Below are 16,126 nucleotides of genomic sequence, written 5' to 3'. Positions count from 1 at the left end.
GCACTCAATATCAATGCGGATGTGTTTCACGAATGGGCGATGCAGGACCTGTTGCCTGAATTGCCGTCACATGCCGTCGTTGTGATGGACAATGCTACTTTCCATAAGAGGCAGGATACGCAAGAGGCCATACAAAACGCTGGGCACACCCTTGAATATTTGCCCGCTTATTCTCCTGATCTAAACCTCATCGAACATAAATGGGCACAGGCCAAAGCACTGCGTAGACAACAAAACCAGACCGTTGAGATGCTCTTCAAATCCTATACATTCTGAATCATTCTTAACTGGTTAGACTATATAAATCGGATTCAGGCAACCCAATCAATTCTTGAATCATTATAGTAGATTTCATCAGGTATAAGATTGGCAAGGCTTTGATGAAATTGTTCTTGATTGTACCATTTCAACTATGTGGATAAATTCTGCTTTATCTCCTTCAGATTATTAAATTCTCGGGTATATAAAAGCTCATATTTAACTGTTCGCCCAAGTCGTTCAACAAAAATGTTGTCATAGTAGCACCCCTTGCCATTTCAATTATTGACATTGACGAACCTGACAAAGACTCCCATGGGGCTCAATCATCTCTTTGCGTTTTGTAAGACTTAATGATTGAGCTTTCTCGCTAAAAAATCGCGTTCTACCGTCAATTGCCCGATAACCCGGTGCAGGTCATCTGTTGTAGGTTGTTGTAGGTTGTTCCTTATTGCCCGCAGTATTATTTTTAGAAAATAGCTCGGTAGCTTGCTCAATGAGTTGCCGTTTCCAGCTATTGATCTGCGCTGCTAATTGGGGGAACGTTTCATTACCGCGTATCGCCGCCAGCGCCAGTTTTGCTTTGAATTCGCTCGAATATTGTATGCGCTTTTTACTCATCGTCATTAAGCTCCTTTTTAATTCTGCCAGAGCTTAACAACCTGTACAGTTTTTGGATACCACTTCAGTTTCACATTGACGATTGCTAGAGTACATCGGCAACATTCCATTGGTAGATTCGGAAAGGGCATGTTATCGTTTGAAAGAAGAGCCAGACATTGCAGTTTGACTCAAATTATAGATTCTCTGGAAGACTTGGAGTAGTTCCAGGAATTTAAGCTTGAAGCTAACCATTGAGAATTTCTAATGACTAAACTTTTAATTTCTACAAACACTATCCCAGAAGAATGGGATGAGACTACTTATCTTTGCAACAATCCTGATGTTGCTAAAGCTATAAAACTAGGCATATTCAGCTCTGGTTATGATCATTTTAAGAAACATGGCTACTACGAGAAACGAAGTGCTGCTTCACATAAACAAAATGTTGTTAGCCAGAAATTTCATTTTATTGAAGATTATCGAAACTTAGTAAGAAATTTAATGGAGCAGTATCCCCTGGATGAGGCTATGTCACGTGCTATTGGGGGTAATTTTGTTGCATGGGGTCAAATCGAGAGAGAATTGCTCATCCACTTTGGTCTCTTGCCAAATCATACACTTATTGACATCGGCTGTGGTTCGGGGCGTTTGGCAAAAGCTATGATTCCTTATTTAAAAAATGGAACATATTTAGGAACCGATATTGTTGATGAGTTGCTCGATTACGCAAAAAAAGATTGTCCTTTCAATTGGCAATTTCAGAATGTTGAGAATATCTCTATTCCTTATCCTAGTAAATGTGCAGACTTTTGTGTTTTCTTCTCAGTATTTACGCATTTACTTCCCGAAGAAATCTACTGTTATTTAATTGAAGCTCAAAGAGTTATCAAAGATAGTGGCATGATAATTTTTTCATTTTTGGAGTATTCCCAAAATTGGGATGTTTTCGAAGCTACTTACTCTAATATTCTTTCTGGTAAATCTAATGTTCATTTGAATACATTTATTGGCCGCGATGCCATCGAATGCTGGGCAGATCGGTTAGGTTTATCAATCGTGTCAATTACTGCAGGAAATAAGCCATTTATCTTATTACCTCAGCCAGTTAGTCTTGATGATGGTAGAGTAATTGAAGGATTGCAAGCATTTGGTCAATCTGTGTGTGTACTGAAAAAAACCTCGGCAGCTACTTTCCCCAAAGCTATTTCTCCTATAGCTACTCCTCCTAAATTTACTTCTCATGAAGTAACAAAAATTCCAGCAATACCGATCAGTCTGGCAGAGCAACTGCCTATAGCTAATGCTCAGGATGCCGCTTTTCTTTACGTTTTTAAAAGTGGTGAGGGATCAACCATTCCGGAAGATATGATCTATTTAAGTCATGTCGGTAAGAATGGCGAAGCTGGCTATATCACTCTTGCCAATGGTAACCCTAAAGCTGTATCCAGTGGGGCAACGGGTGGTTACAGTATCCGACTTCCTCATCAAATCGAAACTGCGGCCAGCGGTCATCGTATCACTGTGAGTGTCATTGCCCGTGCTGCCAGTAGAGATCAATCGAGCTTTGCTGTAGCCTACTCAACCAATGAGGTTGGTAATTCTGGCTGGCGCTGGTTCAAAGCAGAGCCAGAATGGTCAATTTATACCATGGAGTACAATGTGCCCGTCATGAAAGAAGGCCGTGGCGATTTTGTAGGCGTTTTACCTGACAGAGAAGGTAATCCAGGTACCGAATTTTATTGTTTGGCTATAACTATCTCCTGAGAAGATTATTTTGCTATTACCTGGCGTGCAATCTGGGCCCGTGCCGCATACCCATAAACAATATTCAACCGGGTCGGTGGGTACTGAAATGAACCCGGCAACAGGGCAATTTGCCGAGATGCTGAAAAAGTAATGACCCTGCCGTGCTATTATGCCAAGCCGATGAAATCGCGGTGATGGTTGCCTATCTTGCCAGCCCTGAGGCCGGTTTTGTGACCGGTGTAAGTCTGACGATTTACGGAGGATTTACGGCATGACTGGCAAATGTTGCCTAATTCCGTATTCAACCAGATCTGCGCAAAAAGTTGTGCAGTCAGATTAGCTCGGCGTTAGGCTTCTATGAATCGAGATGAAGCAGATTGCTGAAGCATATTTAGCCGGCCTGGGACTGGGGAAGCCGGACTTTGAGCCAGATGGGAACGTGCCTCCAGACTGAATAAAAACTGTACAGGTTGTTAAGCTCTGGCAGAATTAAAAAGGAGCTTAATGACAATGAGTAAAAAGCGCATATTAAGTCTTACAAAACGCAAAGAGATGATTGCGTCCCATGGGAGTCGTAGTCAGGTTCGTCAATGCCAACTGTTGAATCTGGCACGTTCGACCTATTACTATCAACCGCAACCGATCATTAATGCTGATCTTGTTCTGCTGCGTATGATGGATGAACAGTACCTAAAGACGCCACAATATGGCTCACGCAGTTTGCTACCTGGTTTCAGCGCCAGGGAATCATGTTAGGGCGCAAAAAAGCTTCTTCCTTACAAAACGCTGGGCACACCCTTGAATACTTGCTCGCTTGATTTCCCTGATCTTAATCCCATCGAACATAAATGGGCACAGGCCAAAGCACTGTGTATGCAACAAAACCAAACCGTTGAGATGCTTTTCAAATCTTATATATTTTGATCATTCTTGATTGGTTAAGCTATAGCTTCTTTCGCAGAAGAGCAACTGTCCGGACCACTGCAAAGTGGGTGATTTCGAAAAGCCTTTGTGATGATGGTTGTGCCTGGAGCACTGGGCTTAGCCTGACTATTTCATCAGATGGAGCTAGTGAAATAGTCAGGCTAAACAATCAGGTTACTTGGTTCTGCTGTTAGCGAGAACATATTCAGCCAAACGATCCGCTGGCTCACCCTGGATGTTAGGGAAGGCAGTCATGCCCATACTGCCTGTCTGTACTTTTTTGATGATGGCGTCTTTATTTGCCATGGCAGGGTCCAGTACCAACACACTCCCATCCGTATTCGGTTTATGGCATTTAGTACAGTTCATGCTGAATATCTCCTCACCACTGGCGGTCGCCGCCGGTGTGTAATTATCAGTCTTGGCACAACCCATCAAACTGGCCAATCCAATGGTTGCTAAGAGTAAAGTTATTTTTTTCATGGTTAGGCTCCGGCTCCTTCCTCAAAATGATTAATTCAAAAGATACGCTGTAATCGAGTAAAGGTGAACATTACCTGTTGGCATTCATGCTGGTCAAGGAGAATATTATCTTTCAATAACTAATTCCCTACGGTTTTAGGGTTGAGGATACTTTATTAACCATACTTCATCCCACCAGCACGCTATCAGCCTGCTGCGTTTGCCCTATTCTGATAGCATCTTTTCCACGAGATAGGTTCATCCGAAAGACTGTACCCTATCCTTAGTCATTGCCTAGGGTGTTAGGTCAGATTCCCCTCCCGAGAAGTTAGCTCGCGACTCCAACTTAAGTTGGGATCGCGGCTAAAACGGTGAGTTTCTTTGGGGCTAAAATGAAACCATATGTCCATGTCAAAACGGGTTAACGTAATGCTGGGAATCAGATCCGTATTGATTTCAATCAAATTAAAAGAATTTGGAGCTCCAGCTCGAGTTCGCGATGAAAGACAAGTACCCGCCACAGAAAGAATCATTTTTCGCTGAATATGCGGGTAGCGATCCTCAGATAAGCTGACATAGGGGTCATGAATATGACCGGAAACAATCATATCTACCTTATGGCGCTCAAAAAGAGCAATAGCATGATTACGACTCTTAAGTAAATTTTTGTCATCAACATGTTTAGCGCAGTCCATCGGGTGATGAAATGCGACGATGCGTACTTTACAGTAAGAATAATTTTCCTGAAACTGCTTTTCAAGGTAGGAATTTTGAAAGTCACCCTGTATGTGCCGCCAACGGCTGGTTGAATTTAGGCAAGTGATACAGAGGTCCTCCAAAACAATATGTTGTTCCAGTTTTTGTTTAAAAATGTTTTCATACCCTTTGTAGGGATGAACAATGCGCGCATACATATTTCCGAGTGGAATATCGTGATTGCCAGGCACGGCAATTACAGTGGCTGGTTCAAGCTGATCAATAAAATCTTTGGCGGCTCTAAATTGATTGGCCCGTGCTCGTTGAGTGATATCGCCTGTCAGAAGAATTAAGGTGGGTTCAATTTTCTTTAAAATGTTAAGTAACCCATCTACCACATCTAGACGTGTTGTCCCAAAATGAGGATCGGAAAGATGAGCTATTCGTAATAAACTCATTTTAAGGCTCACCAGTCAATGATGGGTCGGCCGGTAAAACCATGTTGAGAGCTCCCGGCAGAGCATTGATATGAAGAGGTGAATTCATTCTCATGATTTCTCCATCCAAGGCAACCAAATTTGATGGCCTACGTGTATGAATAGCTAGAGAGTCAACGCAGAAGGATTCGAGGTTTTCTTCATCTTCCAGCGTTTTAAATATTCCTCTAAAAATAATTCTGATAATTTCAGACTTAGTAACCGGTTTTACCATGACAGCCGCTAAAAGATTAACCTTCATACAATGAGCCACATTCAGGGCAAGGTTGCGTAGTTGCAGGGCATTATTACCAATAAAAATCGTAGGGGTATATACCGTAGCAAGCTTATCTCCGGTATGCAGATCTACTTTAAGTAAGCGGTGTTTACTAAAAAAACTAAGGATCGTGGAAATAATAACGACTAATTGATATCGACCAAAACGGCTGGTATTACGTTCGCGATCTTTAATCGCTTTAGCATAGACACCTAAGCTAGCATTAATCAAGAACACCTGCCCATTTATTAAACCTAATCTGACTGGCCGAGGCAGCCCTGTCAGTGCCAGGCGAAATGCCGCCAGATGATCTTCAGGAATATGATGGGCACGTGCGAAGAAATTAAAAGTTCCGCAAGGCACAATGGCAAAGCGTATATTTTTTCCATGCGCTGCTTGCGCAACACTACGAATGGTTCCATCACCGCCAGCAGCTATCACCACATCGCAAGTATTCAATGCCTGTTCTGCAGCAGTTTGGCTTTGTTGTTCAAGCTCCTCAGGGCAATGTATGATATACTCGACAAGTTCATAATTAAGCTCCTCGCAGATGTTTTTAAACTCTTGAGCTAATGTTGAGCCTTTGCCAGCTCCTGATTTTGCGTTAATGATAAGATGGGCACGTGGTCTCATAAGTAATCAAAAGATTAATTTAATAATTAATACGAGTTACTATCGCATATTTGAGTTCCAGCTAATTTTAGTACCATCCATTCTGACCGAAAGATCAGAAAATTGTTTGTGTCACCTTCCGTGATATATATTATTTATTGAGGTTGTGTCATCCTGATTTTATAGTTAGTAAGCACAGCAAGTAATTGAATATTAATAATTATAAGTTTGTCCTGCGCGCCTTATAACATCAACCACTTAAAAGCACTAAACCTGCCCAAAACGCCAGTTATGCAGGGACTCTGTTCTGCCTCGCAAGCAATAGAGAGAGAATGCTCGGCAAGAACAGAAATAAATGAAATATACGCATCGGATAAACGCCGAATTTTCTTTGTATAGAATATAAGACCTTTATTCATCAAATTGTTCTCATCAATTGAAAACTTTTGAAAACGAAGTTTCGCTAAAACGGAGTTTCGTTAAAACGGAGTTTTGTTAAAAGGAAATTCCGTTAAAACGAAGGCTCACTAAAAAAATCGCAGCAAATGATCAGAAGCAAGGTAGACGTAACACAGAAACGACCAAACAAACTTTTGACGCAGTCACATGCCAGGAAAACGGGCAAAGAACAAGCACCGCCCGATACAGCTTTCCGGATTGTGCAATAGATTTATTCTCAATCTTTCCCAATCCCTAAGAAAGCGCAATAAAATCTTACACTATTCAATAATTTAGGAGGACTCTATGTCATTTCACCTATATCGCATCAACGAACTTTATTCGAATTCAGACGGTTCTATTCAGTTTATAGAAATGTCAGTGGGTGATTTTAATGCAGAATCATTCTGGAAGAATCAGAGTATTTCTGTGACGCAAGGTAGCGCAACCAACACTTTCAGCTTTCCTGCCGATCTTCCTAATACCTCTACTGCCAACACGAGCGTACTGATCGCAACACAAGGCTTCGCTAATCTGGGCGTTGCCACGCCAGATTTCATTATTCCTGACGGATTTTTATTTACCAATGGTAGCGCAACTGTCAATTTTGCCGATGTCGACGCGGTCACTTACAATACGCTACCACTCGATGGCACGAACTCAATCGACCGCAATGGTGCCCTCGAGATTAACTCACCGAAAAATTTTGCGGGAGAAACTGGGACGGTTACGGGAGAAGCTGGCATCGTTCAAAGTAATTCAATGGTAGGGACCGATGGCCCGGACACGCTTACTGGCACTGACGGGAACGATTTTTTAAACGGTCTTGGCGGAGATGATTCTCTGGATGGTGGAGCCGGTGCGGATACTGCGGTCTATAGCGGCAACAGCTCGGCATTTGACATCAATGCAACTGCATCCGGCTTCAGTGTGAGCGGACCGGAAGGTAATGACACGCTCGTCAACATGGAACGGTTCGATTTCCAGGATAAAAATCTGGCATTTGATCTTGCTCAGGGCCAAGCTGCTGGCAATACCGTGCGCCTCATCGGAGCAGCCTTTGATACACAGAACATCACCCCTGAATTCGTGGCTACCGGCTTACAGCTATTTGATAGTGGCCGATCGATGCTGGAAGTCAGTCAGTTAGCCATCGATACCCCTCAGTTCGCTTCGTTAGCCGGTTCGTCCAGCAATGCCGATTTCGTCAACCTGGTTTACCAAAACGTAGTCGGTGCACCGCCTTCAGCAGAGGAGCGAGATTTCTATGTTGGTTTGTTGCAAGGTGATGGCGGCTCCATGACTCAGGCTGAGCTGTTGGTGTTAGCGGCCAACTCCGCTGTGAATGAGACCAATATCAATCTCGTTGGCTTAAGCCAAAGCGGAGTTGAGTACGTCGGCTAAAGTAGCCGATATCCTGCTTGAGCTACTGATGGAGTGACCCAAAAATATTTTTTAAAATGGACTACAAATTATTGTTCACTGTTTTTGCTGCTGTGTTTATTGCTGAATTAGGGGATAAGACTCAATTAGCCACGATGCTATTTGCGGCAGATAAGGACGTAAGCAAAATAACCATATTTTTCGGCGCTTCATTGGCACTGATATTGACTTCGGCCATTGGGGTGTTGCTTGGTGGGGTAATTGCCCAATATATCAGTGCCAAACATCTGCATTATCTTGCCGGGGTAGGATTTATCGGCATTGGGATATGGACACTGTTGAAAGCTTAACCCTGAAATTTGTTAGATAGAAATAAATCGGTCTGATAATTTCTTGATAATGAATACGCCAGCAAAATTCCTGACAGCTGCGATTTATGCCGGGGCGGCTGCGTCAATATTATCAACTGTCGCTCAAATTTTGCTGTGGGGGTTATTCTGGGATGCGCTGCCTACGATTTTATATCGCGATGCCCGTTTTGCTGCTGCGATCATTCTGGGGCAGGAAGTGTTGCCCCCGCCGGCAACCCTGGATTGGCAGGTGATGCTGATTGCGACAGGCGTCCACCTTGTCTTATCAATTATCTATGCGATCGCACTATCCTGGTTGATTCGTCCGCTCGCCTTAAAAGCTTCGTTGATTGCGGGTGGCTTATTTGGTGTGGGCTTATTTATCGTAAATATGTATGGTTTTGTCCACATTTTTCCGTGGTTTGTAGAAACGCGGGACTGGATTACGGTAGCTGCCCATATCGTGTTTGGTTTTTCTGCTGCTGCAGTGTATAAGTTATTAGCCAGGTAATTCCATTTCTAAATCAAAAATGACACGAAGGCGAACCGCAGACAGTGTAAATAATACGGCAAGATGAAGCCGACAAAGTCAGTTTTGATTTAGAAATGGAATAAGGATGATATTAGCGGGCTATGTGAGCAACTATACATGAATTTCATTGGGCCGGTCCAGGTTCAGTAATGGATGGGAGAGCAGACGCTCGCTCATAAAATCAAGCAGGACTTTGACCGCTGCGGGTAGATGTTTACGGGTAGGATAAACCAGAAACAATTGATCGGTTTCCACAACATATTGCTCAAGGATATTTACCAATTGACCGGCCAGTACTTCAGCATGACACATAAAGGGTGGCATTAAGGCAATGCCCGCGCCAGCCACTGCAGCATCTTTCATGACACTATAATGATCTACGCTCAGCTTGCCATGAAGTTGAATCTCAGTGCGGCTATCCGGTGCTTTTTTATGAGAGAGACAGCTCGCTTGAATCGTTTGCTGATGAGTATGACGAAATAGAATGCTTTCATGTTGGGTCAATGTCTGCAATATATCCGGACGGCCATGCTTGCCCAGATAGTAAGGGCTGGCGTAAAACCTGAGCGACAGTTCGCCCAGTTTTTTGGCGACCAGACTCGAATCTTCTAATGCGCCTGCACCCATGCGCAGCGCCAGATCAAACCCTTCCTCAATTAAATTGACCAGGCGTGCAGAAAGCTCCACCTGCACATGCACGCGCGGATAAAGCTGCATGAAATCCGCAATCAAGCTGCCCATAAAATACATGCCAAGCTCTACCGGCATGGTGATCTTCAAGTGACCTTCCGGTTGCTCATGCATATTTTTGATGCGGCACAGCACATCCCCAATTTGCTGCAGCGAAGCATTCGCCTGCTCAAACAGCAGCACACCCGCTTCTGTCAGGTGTAAGCTGCGTGTGGTACGCTGGATCAGGCGAACGGCCAGATCATTTTCCAGGCGTTGAACGGCTCGACTGACCGACGCTTTGGGCTGATTCAGTTTGCGTGCAGCAACGCTGAAACCGCCTGCACGGATGACTTCTCTAAATATGATCAAGTCGTTGAGATTAATGTGGGTTAGCAGCATTATTGTTCCATTATTAATAACAGTTTTTCTCATTCTAATAGACTTATCTGTTATCTGGAACAGTAGTAAAGTATCAACCTGATTATTTACTTCTGAAGGAGCCAACATGTTTCAAGTCTTTCACAACACTGTAACGCGCTTTTTGACCCAAGCTACCGTAGCCAATGTATTATTCCCATTGGCGCGTGTCTTGCTGGCGTTTATTTTTGTTATGGCCGGCTATGGCAAGCTGGGTGGGGGCTATGAGGGGGCAGCCCAGTATATGGCCAGCATGGGCGTACCCTCCTTGTTATTACCCTTGACTATCGCACTTGAGCTGGGAGGCGGTATAGCATTGATACTCGGCTGGCAAACACGCACGATAGCGCTGTTGCTCGCTGGATTTTCGATTGCCACCGGCATTGTTTTTCATGCGGGCTCAGCCGAGCAGATCCAGCAAATTATGCTGATGAAAAATCTCAGTATGGCAGGGGGCTTGCTGGTGCTCGCTTTGACCGGTGCGGGGCGTTTGTCATTAGACCGCAAACTGTATGGTGATGGCGTCTGATTTTTTACGGAAAAGGAGATCATCATGTTAGAGATTAGATCTGCAAACGCGCGGGGTACTTCTGACCTTGAGTGGTTATATTCGCAACATACGTTTTCGTTTGGTGGTTATCAGGATTCTGAGCAAATGGGTTTTTCTGATTTGCTGGTGATCAATGAGGACCGCGTGCAGCCTGCACGTGGCTTTGCTCCTCACTCACATGACAATATGGAGATTTTTTCCTATGTGCTGGAGGGTGCGCTTGAGCATCGTGATTCGATGGGAAGCGCCTCAATCATTCGCCCGGGAGATGTGCAGATAATGAGTGCTGGCACGGGGATCACCCATAGTGAGCATAATGCTTCAGCGTATGAGCCAGTTCATTTTCTGCAAATCTGGATAGTGTCTGATCGGACGGGGATGAAGCCACGCTATCAGCAACACCATTTTGATCCCGCTAAAAAACGAGGATGCCTGCATTTGATCATTTCACCGCATGGTGAACATCAATCGCTTTCGATCCATCAGGATGTGCGTGTGTTTGCAGGGCTATTTGACGGGGATGAACAATTTACCTTGCCGCTGCCAGAAAATCGCTATGCCTATGTGCATGTTGCCCGTGGTCTAATTGAACTGAACAACTACCCTATGGGGGCAGGTGATGGGATGCGGGTGCGAGATGAACGAGAACTTCGGTTTGATCATGGTCAGGCTGCTGAGGTATTGGTCTTCGATTTAAGGCCAAGAGAACTGCCTTATGAGCGATAAAAATAACCATGATTTAAGCTGGATTCCTCAGCTTAAATCATTTTGAGTGAATGATATTTATGGAGAGCGACAAATCTATCTCTCGACAGAACCCACAGAAAATTACCTATGAGCATTTGCTTACGCTCTGGACTTCTGGTGTACGCGATTATCACACGATGTTGTCAGCCTATTTAACCGCCAATTCAATCTTTGTTGCGGTCATCGGTTTGATGGTATCGCGTGAGTCGTTGGCATTGACATTTACTTTATTGATTATCCTCCTTTCAGTATTCGGCATACTACTGTGCGGGCAAATGGCCATTGTGCTAGGTCGATTTTCCAGACAAAATGCACTCTGGGAATGGCAATTAAGGGGAGTGGAACAAGCCCCTGAGTGGAAAAGCCGACAACTGATGAGCGACCTTTATCGACTGGATGAAATGCGGCTGCCGATAGAAGATGTGCGCAATAATCCTCCTATATTTGCACCCAACTGGGCTTTTCGGCAACGTCGTCAATGGTGGGCGCGTCGGGCTATCAGCTTTCCATGGTTCTTTGGCTGTGTTTATGGCTTATTCCTGTTGTGGGCTACTACACAACTGGTGCAGCATTTTATCAGCTAGCCCCGATGTTTCATTTGCCTTGGCACCGCGCCGAAATATCCGGGTTAAACCCGGAGGAATCCCCACGAAATTACCGATCTTCGCCATGAGCACTCACTACTTGGTTTAAGATGATTACTGCTGTTTTCAATTCTTTCAATTGAAACTTAAAACGCTGATAGTTGGCTACTCTCATACCAAGGAAGATAGTTGAGAGGACATGGCGATCTTTATAGTATTGGCCTGATAATGCAGATGTCGGTTGCTATGCCGCGCAGTCATTCCCAGCAACCAGAGTACGAAGGTAGCAATCATGGCCACCAGTAGCAGCATCTGCAATCGGTTGGTCGAGCGCGTAAGATTGAGTTCGAAGCTAATACCGAAGCGCACGCCCTTCACATCCCGGAATGATTCCTCGATCTGCATGCGTATGCGATAGAGCTTCATAATTTGCTTTGCCAGTGTTGAAGTGGCTGGCAAAGAGGTTGCCAGCCACCATGGTTCACGCTCGCACTTGGCACACTGTTCGCTATGTTTTGAGCGTACTCGCTTACCATGGCAAGTGATTTTGCTGCGACCCTTAGGTTTTCCTTTATAAAGTACAAAGTGCCAGCCCCATCCGCCCCAGATACGTGGGAATGGAAGTTGCCGCTCGTATAACACTTTGCAATTAATCCAAGGCTCATCTTTGTTTGAGCGTACTAAGGTACCATGACGAACACGACCTACCTAATCTCACTCAAGTTGCTCGATTTCCCGGAATCAGGAATTACGAAAGCCCGCATCAGCCACCACAATGGCACGACAGTCCTCAGGGAGCATCGACTTGAGTTGCTTGAGGAAAAGGTGGTGTGTCTTTGGTTTTTCCTTATCCTCAAGGCAATACACTTCCTCATAGCGTGTCAGTGCATGTCCATCCACCACTACTGAAGCACGTAACAGAAAATGGCACCCAGCCTTCGATTGTGCGACAAGCTCACTAATCACAGCTCAGGTCGAACGGTAAAACATCAACATATGGTCGCCAGGACGGCAACCGATAAAACATTACAGCGAGCAGCATGCACCCGGGCGTAGATGTTAGCAAGAATTTTGTGAGATACTTTCTTGGTATGCATGGCAGGGCTTCTTTGTTGATATCGATATCATAATCAGATCTACCAGCACCATGTATGTTCCTCATTTATTAATAAAATTTTTTAGTAATTCATTGAATGAGGAAGGACTACTCTAGCAAAGTTGACTATGGAATAGCTATTGAGGCACCACCAAACGAAAGGGGCGGAAACAGATAAGCAATTCTTAATGCCGATCGAAAACTAGTCCTTTATTCTATTCATCGCGCATCATGCACTGGTTAATGCATGCACCTTTCTTTTTGAGGAAATTTTTTATGCCCGTCGGAGGGATTATAGCAATTTAACTAACGTTGCCACAACGCCTATTGCTACAACGATCATCGTTCCAAGCTTGATAATGAGGCGATATTCAAGCTCACGAAGATCTGTCTTCGTCGCAATTTCAGCCTCGAAATTAGCTTCACGAAAAGCATCTGCAATCGCTTCCGCTTGTTCTTCTGAAATACCAGCTTCTCGTAGGCGGCGAATAAATTTATAAGTATCAAACGTTATTGAAGGCATTATTTAAGTATATATAAGCAATAACCACAATCATTGCTGATTGAAGTACTGCATTTATTATGCAACAAATCACTGCTTTTCTGCAAAAATCTAATAGTACTACGCTAGTAAAGCCGCCATCATTGCAGCATGCTAAAGAAACCATTTTGTTTTATCGCCGCCTGATGGTGTGCTTTCATCGGCAGCTTAACCTGCCGCGCTGTTTGATTTCCCTTTTATCGCCTGGTCCCAAAAAAATAAGTGTGTTTACTCTCTATGGTCGCCAGGGACGGCAACCGATAAAACATTATGACGAGCAGCGTGCATCCGGGCGCAGATGTTAGCAAGGATTTGTGAGATACTTTCTTGGCATGCATGGTAGGGTTTCTTTGTTGATATCGATATCATAATCCGATCTACCAACACCATGTATGTTCCTCATTTATTAATAAAATCCTTTAGTAATCTACTGAATGTAATAACTTATTTGTGGAGATTCCTCAGGGCTAAACTAGGATCTAATTCCTTTTTCAAACGAAGAATGACGCGGAGGCGAGCCGCAGACCGTATCCCTCATACGGCAAGATGAAGCCGGCAACGTCCGTTCTGGTCTGGAAATTAAATAATTTACTGCCACAATCAGTCACGACATTTATTATCAGTATGATCTGCTATGCAAATGGCATCGCAAGCAGGTATCATCACTTCTTTTTTATATTGATCATTATTATTCATCTTTCTGTCATGGCTCCGGATTTTAACCTGGCTGCAAACAGTATAAATACGGCAAAGGAAGACTGATCAAGACAGGCTTGATTGGGAAATGAAGTGAGTTTTCTTCCTTGCGGGCGCTGCCAGGCTAATAACTATTGAAAATTAGTCTTGGATTACTCCACTCTTCACTTTCTCCAGCAATAGCCGTTATACCATTTCTAAATCAAACATGACGCGGAGGCGAGCCGCAGGCAGGATAAATCATACGGCAAGGTGAAGCTGACAAAGCCAGGTTTAATTTAGAAATGGAATTAGCTATAACAAAAACAAAACATGAACTAAAGGACCATTGATGAAAGTATCAACCAACTTGTACCTGGGAGGAATTGCGGCGGTTTATGTGCTGTGGCTGTGTTGTTGGCTGGTTTTGGGAGACCAGGCTTTCGGGTTGAACTTTTATAACTGGGATCAGGGGCTGGTGACCGTAATAACGGCACTTGCCGCCTTCGCGGCTGCATGGAAGGTGGTCCGGCCTTATGCTGGATTTATGGCTATCCAGGGTATTGGCTTGATCTTGCTGACGATCACTTGGCTGACTTCTGATCCGGGTGGAAGGCATGATTTTTTGCGTTTTGCGCAACCCGGTTTTCCTGATTATTCAGAGATCAGTTATAGTGGATTTGTTTTTAGTTGGGTATGTGCCTGGGGTTATCTGGCGATAGAGCTGTGGCATCGCTATCCGCCGACAGTGTTGACCAAGACGGTTTTTTCTCTACTGTTTTTTGGCTTAGCATTGCTTCTGGCGAGCTTTTATTATCCTCAATATAACTCGAGTCTCAATACTATGGCAGGGCGGCTCGATGCAGTGACTGCGGGTCTTGAATTTCTGGTGTTGTTGATCGGTCTGGGATGTATTTTGCTGAAGGCACCGTTTGTTATTAACTGGATGCTGCTGGCGACAACCTTATTGATGGCAAGTGATATGGTCTACAGTGAACAAGAGGTACCGGCAGGGATTGAGGCTGTCTGGATGTTCGGTCAGTTTTTATTATTATCTTCCTATTTGCTGCTATCCGAAATCAGGAAAGAACGTCTGGGAAAAACTAATGATCTGCATTTTCATGATGATAAGATCAGGCGCTCAAGGTCCGATCTATCAGGAATTCTTATTCTGCTTTCCTTGGGCGGATTGTTAATGATGGTGGTGCTCGGTTTGATTCATATTCATGTAGTATGGAAAGCTTTTTTTGCGGTTTTGTTTATTGTTGCCCTGGTGGTCAGCGTGGTCTGGTTAACCGATCATTTTGACGATAGCGTACAGTATCTTAAAAAATACACAACGCGCCTGCATCAGAACCGGCTGGAGTATGAAGACTGGCGGACTGAAAGTGGACGAATCTACGCGACATTGCAGTCTACTGGACTGGGTAACTATCTTGATTCACTCAGCCAGTCAGCACGTCTGCTTAAACAGGATGTCATTTTTCTTGGGCCGGAGCGGCTTTATCCCGAAGTGGTAAGGAATGCTGAGCCACGCCAGATAAGCTGTTTTATTGTCATGCCCTTCAGCCTGGAATGGTCTGATGAGGTACACCGTATCTTATCCAGTGTCTGCAAATCGCTAGCCGTTCAGCCGATGCGCGGAGATGATGTGTTTAAGCCTAGCGACATCCTGGTGGATATCTGGCAAAGTATTAACGTCGCCGATTTCGTGATCGCCGATATTTCGGGAAGAAACCCTAATGTGCTTTATGAGCTCGGTATCGCCCATACCCTCGCCAAACCCGTGCTGATCATTTCAAAAAATGCGGATGATATCCCCATCGACCTGAGCACGCGCCGCGTGATCCTTTATGGTCAGAATGGCGTGCGCTGGCATGAAGATCTTGAAGCTAAAGTGACGCTGGCACTCGAAGAAATCATCCAGGCTTATTCTTTATCTCATTTCTAACTCAAAACTGATCATCCTCAATATTGTCTCCAGCGCAGCTTGATCGGGTCGGGGTAACGGATTGTATCCGTTACCTCTCCCACACCACCGGACGTGCGGTTTTCCGCATCCGGCGGTTGAACCCAGTAACTTAAGC

Annotated in this window: 19 protein-coding genes; 11 read left to right on the top strand and 8 right to left on the bottom strand. The window is 44.4% G+C overall.

The window, feature by feature from the left end; genetic code table 11:
* Window positions 1-276 (top strand): transposase (locus BM283_RS14745; protein WP_175492167.1); only part of this gene is annotated, 276 nt, incomplete at its 5' end.
* Between the two features lie 399 nt (window positions 277-675).
* Here BM283_RS14745 and BM283_RS14740 read toward each other — a convergent pair.
* The gene (locus tag BM283_RS14740) at window positions 676-879 is read right to left on the bottom strand and encodes a hypothetical protein (RefSeq protein ID WP_090694435.1); all 204 of its coding nucleotides are present in this window, start codon (window positions 877-879) and stop codon (window positions 676-678) included.
* A gap of 246 nt (window positions 880-1,125) precedes the next feature.
* On the opposite strand from BM283_RS14740, the gene BM283_RS14735 reads away from it, so the two are divergent.
* Together BM283_RS14735 and BM283_RS14730 are read left to right on the top strand one after the other, a co-directional pair.
* Complete coding sequence (locus BM283_RS14735) at window positions 1,126-2,625, top strand: class I SAM-dependent methyltransferase (RefSeq protein ID WP_090694433.1); 1,500 nt, start codon at window positions 1,126-1,128, stop codon at window positions 2,623-2,625.
* Between the two features lie 492 nt (window positions 2,626-3,117).
* Window positions 3,118-3,363 carry a hypothetical protein gene (locus BM283_RS14730; protein ID WP_090694431.1) on the top strand — a complete coding sequence of 82 codons (246 nt, stop codon included), beginning with the start codon at window positions 3,118-3,120 and terminating at the stop codon, window positions 3,361-3,363.
* A gap of 342 nt (window positions 3,364-3,705) precedes the next feature.
* Here BM283_RS14730 and BM283_RS14725 read toward each other — a convergent pair whose 3' ends face one another.
* From BM283_RS14725 to BM283_RS14715, 3 genes are all read right to left on the bottom strand, one after another.
* Window positions 3,706-4,014 carry a c-type cytochrome gene (locus tag BM283_RS14725; RefSeq protein WP_074664832.1) on the bottom strand — a complete coding sequence of 103 codons (309 nt, stop codon included), beginning with the start codon at window positions 4,012-4,014 and terminating at the stop codon, window positions 3,706-3,708.
* 281 nt (window positions 4,015-4,295) lie between these two features.
* Entirely contained in the window at window positions 4,296-5,147 is an 852-nt protein-coding gene (locus BM283_RS14720; RefSeq protein WP_090694429.1) for a metallophosphoesterase family protein, read from the bottom strand.
* A gap of 1 nt (window position 5,148) precedes the next feature.
* Entirely contained in the window at window positions 5,149-6,075 is a 927-nt protein-coding gene (locus BM283_RS14715; RefSeq protein WP_090694427.1) for a diacylglycerol/lipid kinase family protein, read from the bottom strand.
* A gap of 723 nt (window positions 6,076-6,798) precedes the next feature.
* On the opposite strand from BM283_RS14715, the gene BM283_RS14710 reads away from it, so the two are divergent.
* Genes BM283_RS14710 through BM283_RS14700 form a run of 3 tightly spaced genes read left to right on the top strand, consistent with a single transcriptional unit; the run spans window position 6,799 to window position 8,736 of the window.
* On the top strand, window positions 6,799-7,896 hold the full coding sequence (locus BM283_RS14710; protein WP_090694425.1) for a DUF4214 domain-containing protein: 1,098 nt from the start codon (window positions 6,799-6,801) through the stop codon (window positions 7,894-7,896).
* A 56-nt stretch (window positions 7,897-7,952) separates the two neighbouring features.
* On the top strand, window positions 7,953-8,225 hold the full coding sequence (locus BM283_RS14705) for a TMEM165/GDT1 family protein (RefSeq protein ID WP_090694423.1): 273 nt from the start codon (window positions 7,953-7,955) through the stop codon (window positions 8,223-8,225).
* 49 nt (window positions 8,226-8,274) lie between these two features.
* Window positions 8,275-8,736 carry a sodium:proline symporter gene (locus BM283_RS14700; protein ID WP_254776390.1) on the top strand — a complete coding sequence of 154 codons (462 nt, stop codon included), beginning with the start codon at window positions 8,275-8,277 and terminating at the stop codon, window positions 8,734-8,736.
* 132 nt (window positions 8,737-8,868) lie between these two features.
* Here BM283_RS14700 and BM283_RS14695 read toward each other — a convergent pair whose 3' ends face one another.
* The gene (locus BM283_RS14695; RefSeq protein WP_175492166.1) at window positions 8,869-9,828 is read right to left on the bottom strand and encodes a LysR family transcriptional regulator; all 960 of its coding nucleotides are present in this window, start codon (window positions 9,826-9,828) and stop codon (window positions 8,869-8,871) included.
* A gap of 106 nt (window positions 9,829-9,934) precedes the next feature.
* Here BM283_RS14695 and BM283_RS14690 point away from each other — a divergent pair, with 106 nt between their 5' ends.
* The 3 genes from BM283_RS14690 to BM283_RS14680 are packed head-to-tail and all read left to right on the top strand — an operon-like array spanning window position 9,935 to window position 11,727.
* The gene (locus tag BM283_RS14690) at window positions 9,935-10,375 is read left to right on the top strand and encodes a DoxX family protein (RefSeq protein ID WP_090694415.1); all 441 of its coding nucleotides are present in this window, start codon (window positions 9,935-9,937) and stop codon (window positions 10,373-10,375) included.
* Window positions 10,376-10,399: 24 nt separating this feature from the next.
* On the top strand, window positions 10,400-11,122 hold the full coding sequence (locus tag BM283_RS14685) for a pirin family protein (RefSeq protein ID WP_090694413.1): 723 nt from the start codon (window positions 10,400-10,402) through the stop codon (window positions 11,120-11,122).
* 59 nt (window positions 11,123-11,181) lie between these two features.
* On the top strand, window positions 11,182-11,727 hold the full coding sequence (locus BM283_RS14680) for a RipA family octameric membrane protein (RefSeq protein ID WP_090694411.1): 546 nt from the start codon (window positions 11,182-11,184) through the stop codon (window positions 11,725-11,727).
* A 171-nt stretch (window positions 11,728-11,898) separates the two neighbouring features.
* Here BM283_RS14680 and BM283_RS14675 read toward each other — a convergent pair whose 3' ends face one another.
* The 3 genes from BM283_RS14675 to BM283_RS14665 all read right to left on the bottom strand — a co-directional run bounded on the left by BM283_RS14675 (window position 11,899) and on the right by BM283_RS14665 (window position 13,346).
* Window positions 11,899-12,369 (bottom strand): transposase, encoded by a 471-nt coding sequence (locus tag BM283_RS14675; RefSeq protein WP_175492165.1) that lies wholly within the window; start codon window positions 12,367-12,369, stop codon window positions 11,899-11,901.
* A 99-nt stretch (window positions 12,370-12,468) separates the two neighbouring features.
* The gene (locus tag BM283_RS14670; protein ID WP_090694407.1) at window positions 12,469-12,693 is read right to left on the bottom strand and encodes a hypothetical protein; all 225 of its coding nucleotides are present in this window, start codon (window positions 12,691-12,693) and stop codon (window positions 12,469-12,471) included.
* Window positions 12,694-13,115: 422 nt separating this feature from the next.
* Window positions 13,116-13,346 carry a CCDC90 family protein gene (locus BM283_RS14665; RefSeq protein ID WP_090694405.1) on the bottom strand — a complete coding sequence of 77 codons (231 nt, stop codon included), beginning with the start codon at window positions 13,344-13,346 and terminating at the stop codon, window positions 13,116-13,118.
* Window positions 13,347-13,405: 59 nt separating this feature from the next.
* Here BM283_RS14665 and BM283_RS14660 point away from each other — a divergent pair, with 59 nt between their 5' ends.
* The gene (locus BM283_RS14660) at window positions 13,406-13,669 is read left to right on the top strand and encodes a hypothetical protein (protein WP_090694403.1); all 264 of its coding nucleotides are present in this window, start codon (window positions 13,406-13,408) and stop codon (window positions 13,667-13,669) included.
* Window positions 13,670-14,391: 722 nt separating this feature from the next.
* Window positions 14,392-15,990 carry a hypothetical protein gene (locus tag BM283_RS14650; RefSeq protein ID WP_090694398.1) on the top strand — a complete coding sequence of 533 codons (1,599 nt, stop codon included), beginning with the start codon at window positions 14,392-14,394 and terminating at the stop codon, window positions 15,988-15,990.
* The last annotated feature ends 136 nt before the right edge of the window (window positions 15,991-16,126 follow it).

The sequence above is a fragment of the Nitrosomonas sp. Nm34 genome (assembly GCF_900113925.1).
GTDB lineage: Bacteria > Pseudomonadota > Gammaproteobacteria > Burkholderiales > Nitrosomonadaceae > Nitrosomonas.
This window is presented reverse-complemented; position numbering and strand designations above follow the sequence as displayed.

Excerpts from the sequence above, each read along its gene's own strand:
- BM283_RS14740 (WP_090694435.1), bottom strand. The coding sequence starts at position 879 with ATGAGTAAAAAGCGCATACAATATTCGAGCGAATTCAAAGCAAAACTG.
- BM283_RS14735 (WP_090694433.1), top strand. The coding sequence starts at position 1,126 with ATGACTAAACTTTTAATTTCTACAAACACTATCCCAGAAGAATGGGAT.
- BM283_RS14730 (WP_090694431.1), top strand. The coding sequence starts at position 3,118 with ATGAGTAAAAAGCGCATATTAAGTCTTACAAAACGCAAAGAGATGATT.
- BM283_RS14725 (WP_074664832.1), bottom strand. The coding sequence starts at position 4,014 with ATGAAAAAAATAACTTTACTCTTAGCAACCATTGGATTGGCCAGTTTG.
- BM283_RS14720 (WP_090694429.1), bottom strand. The coding sequence starts at position 5,147 with ATGAGTTTATTACGAATAGCTCATCTTTCCGATCCTCATTTTGGGACA.
- BM283_RS14715 (WP_090694427.1), bottom strand. The coding sequence starts at position 6,075 with ATGAGACCACGTGCCCATCTTATCATTAACGCAAAATCAGGAGCTGGC.
- BM283_RS14710 (WP_090694425.1), top strand. The coding sequence starts at position 6,799 with ATGTCATTTCACCTATATCGCATCAACGAACTTTATTCGAATTCAGAC.
- BM283_RS14705 (WP_090694423.1), top strand. The coding sequence starts at position 7,953 with ATGGACTACAAATTATTGTTCACTGTTTTTGCTGCTGTGTTTATTGCT.
- BM283_RS14700 (WP_254776390.1), top strand. The coding sequence starts at position 8,275 with ATGAATACGCCAGCAAAATTCCTGACAGCTGCGATTTATGCCGGGGCG.
- BM283_RS14695 (WP_175492166.1), bottom strand. The coding sequence starts at position 9,828 with ATGCTGCTAACCCACATTAATCTCAACGACTTGATCATATTTAGAGAA.
- BM283_RS14690 (WP_090694415.1), top strand. The coding sequence starts at position 9,935 with ATGTTTCAAGTCTTTCACAACACTGTAACGCGCTTTTTGACCCAAGCT.
- BM283_RS14685 (WP_090694413.1), top strand. The coding sequence starts at position 10,400 with ATGTTAGAGATTAGATCTGCAAACGCGCGGGGTACTTCTGACCTTGAG.
- BM283_RS14680 (WP_090694411.1), top strand. The coding sequence starts at position 11,182 with ATGGAGAGCGACAAATCTATCTCTCGACAGAACCCACAGAAAATTACC.
- BM283_RS14665 (WP_090694405.1), bottom strand. The coding sequence starts at position 13,346 with ATGCCTTCAATAACGTTTGATACTTATAAATTTATTCGCCGCCTACGA.
- BM283_RS14660 (WP_090694403.1), top strand. The coding sequence starts at position 13,406 with ATGCAACAAATCACTGCTTTTCTGCAAAAATCTAATAGTACTACGCTA.
- BM283_RS14650 (WP_090694398.1), top strand. The coding sequence starts at position 14,392 with ATGAAAGTATCAACCAACTTGTACCTGGGAGGAATTGCGGCGGTTTAT.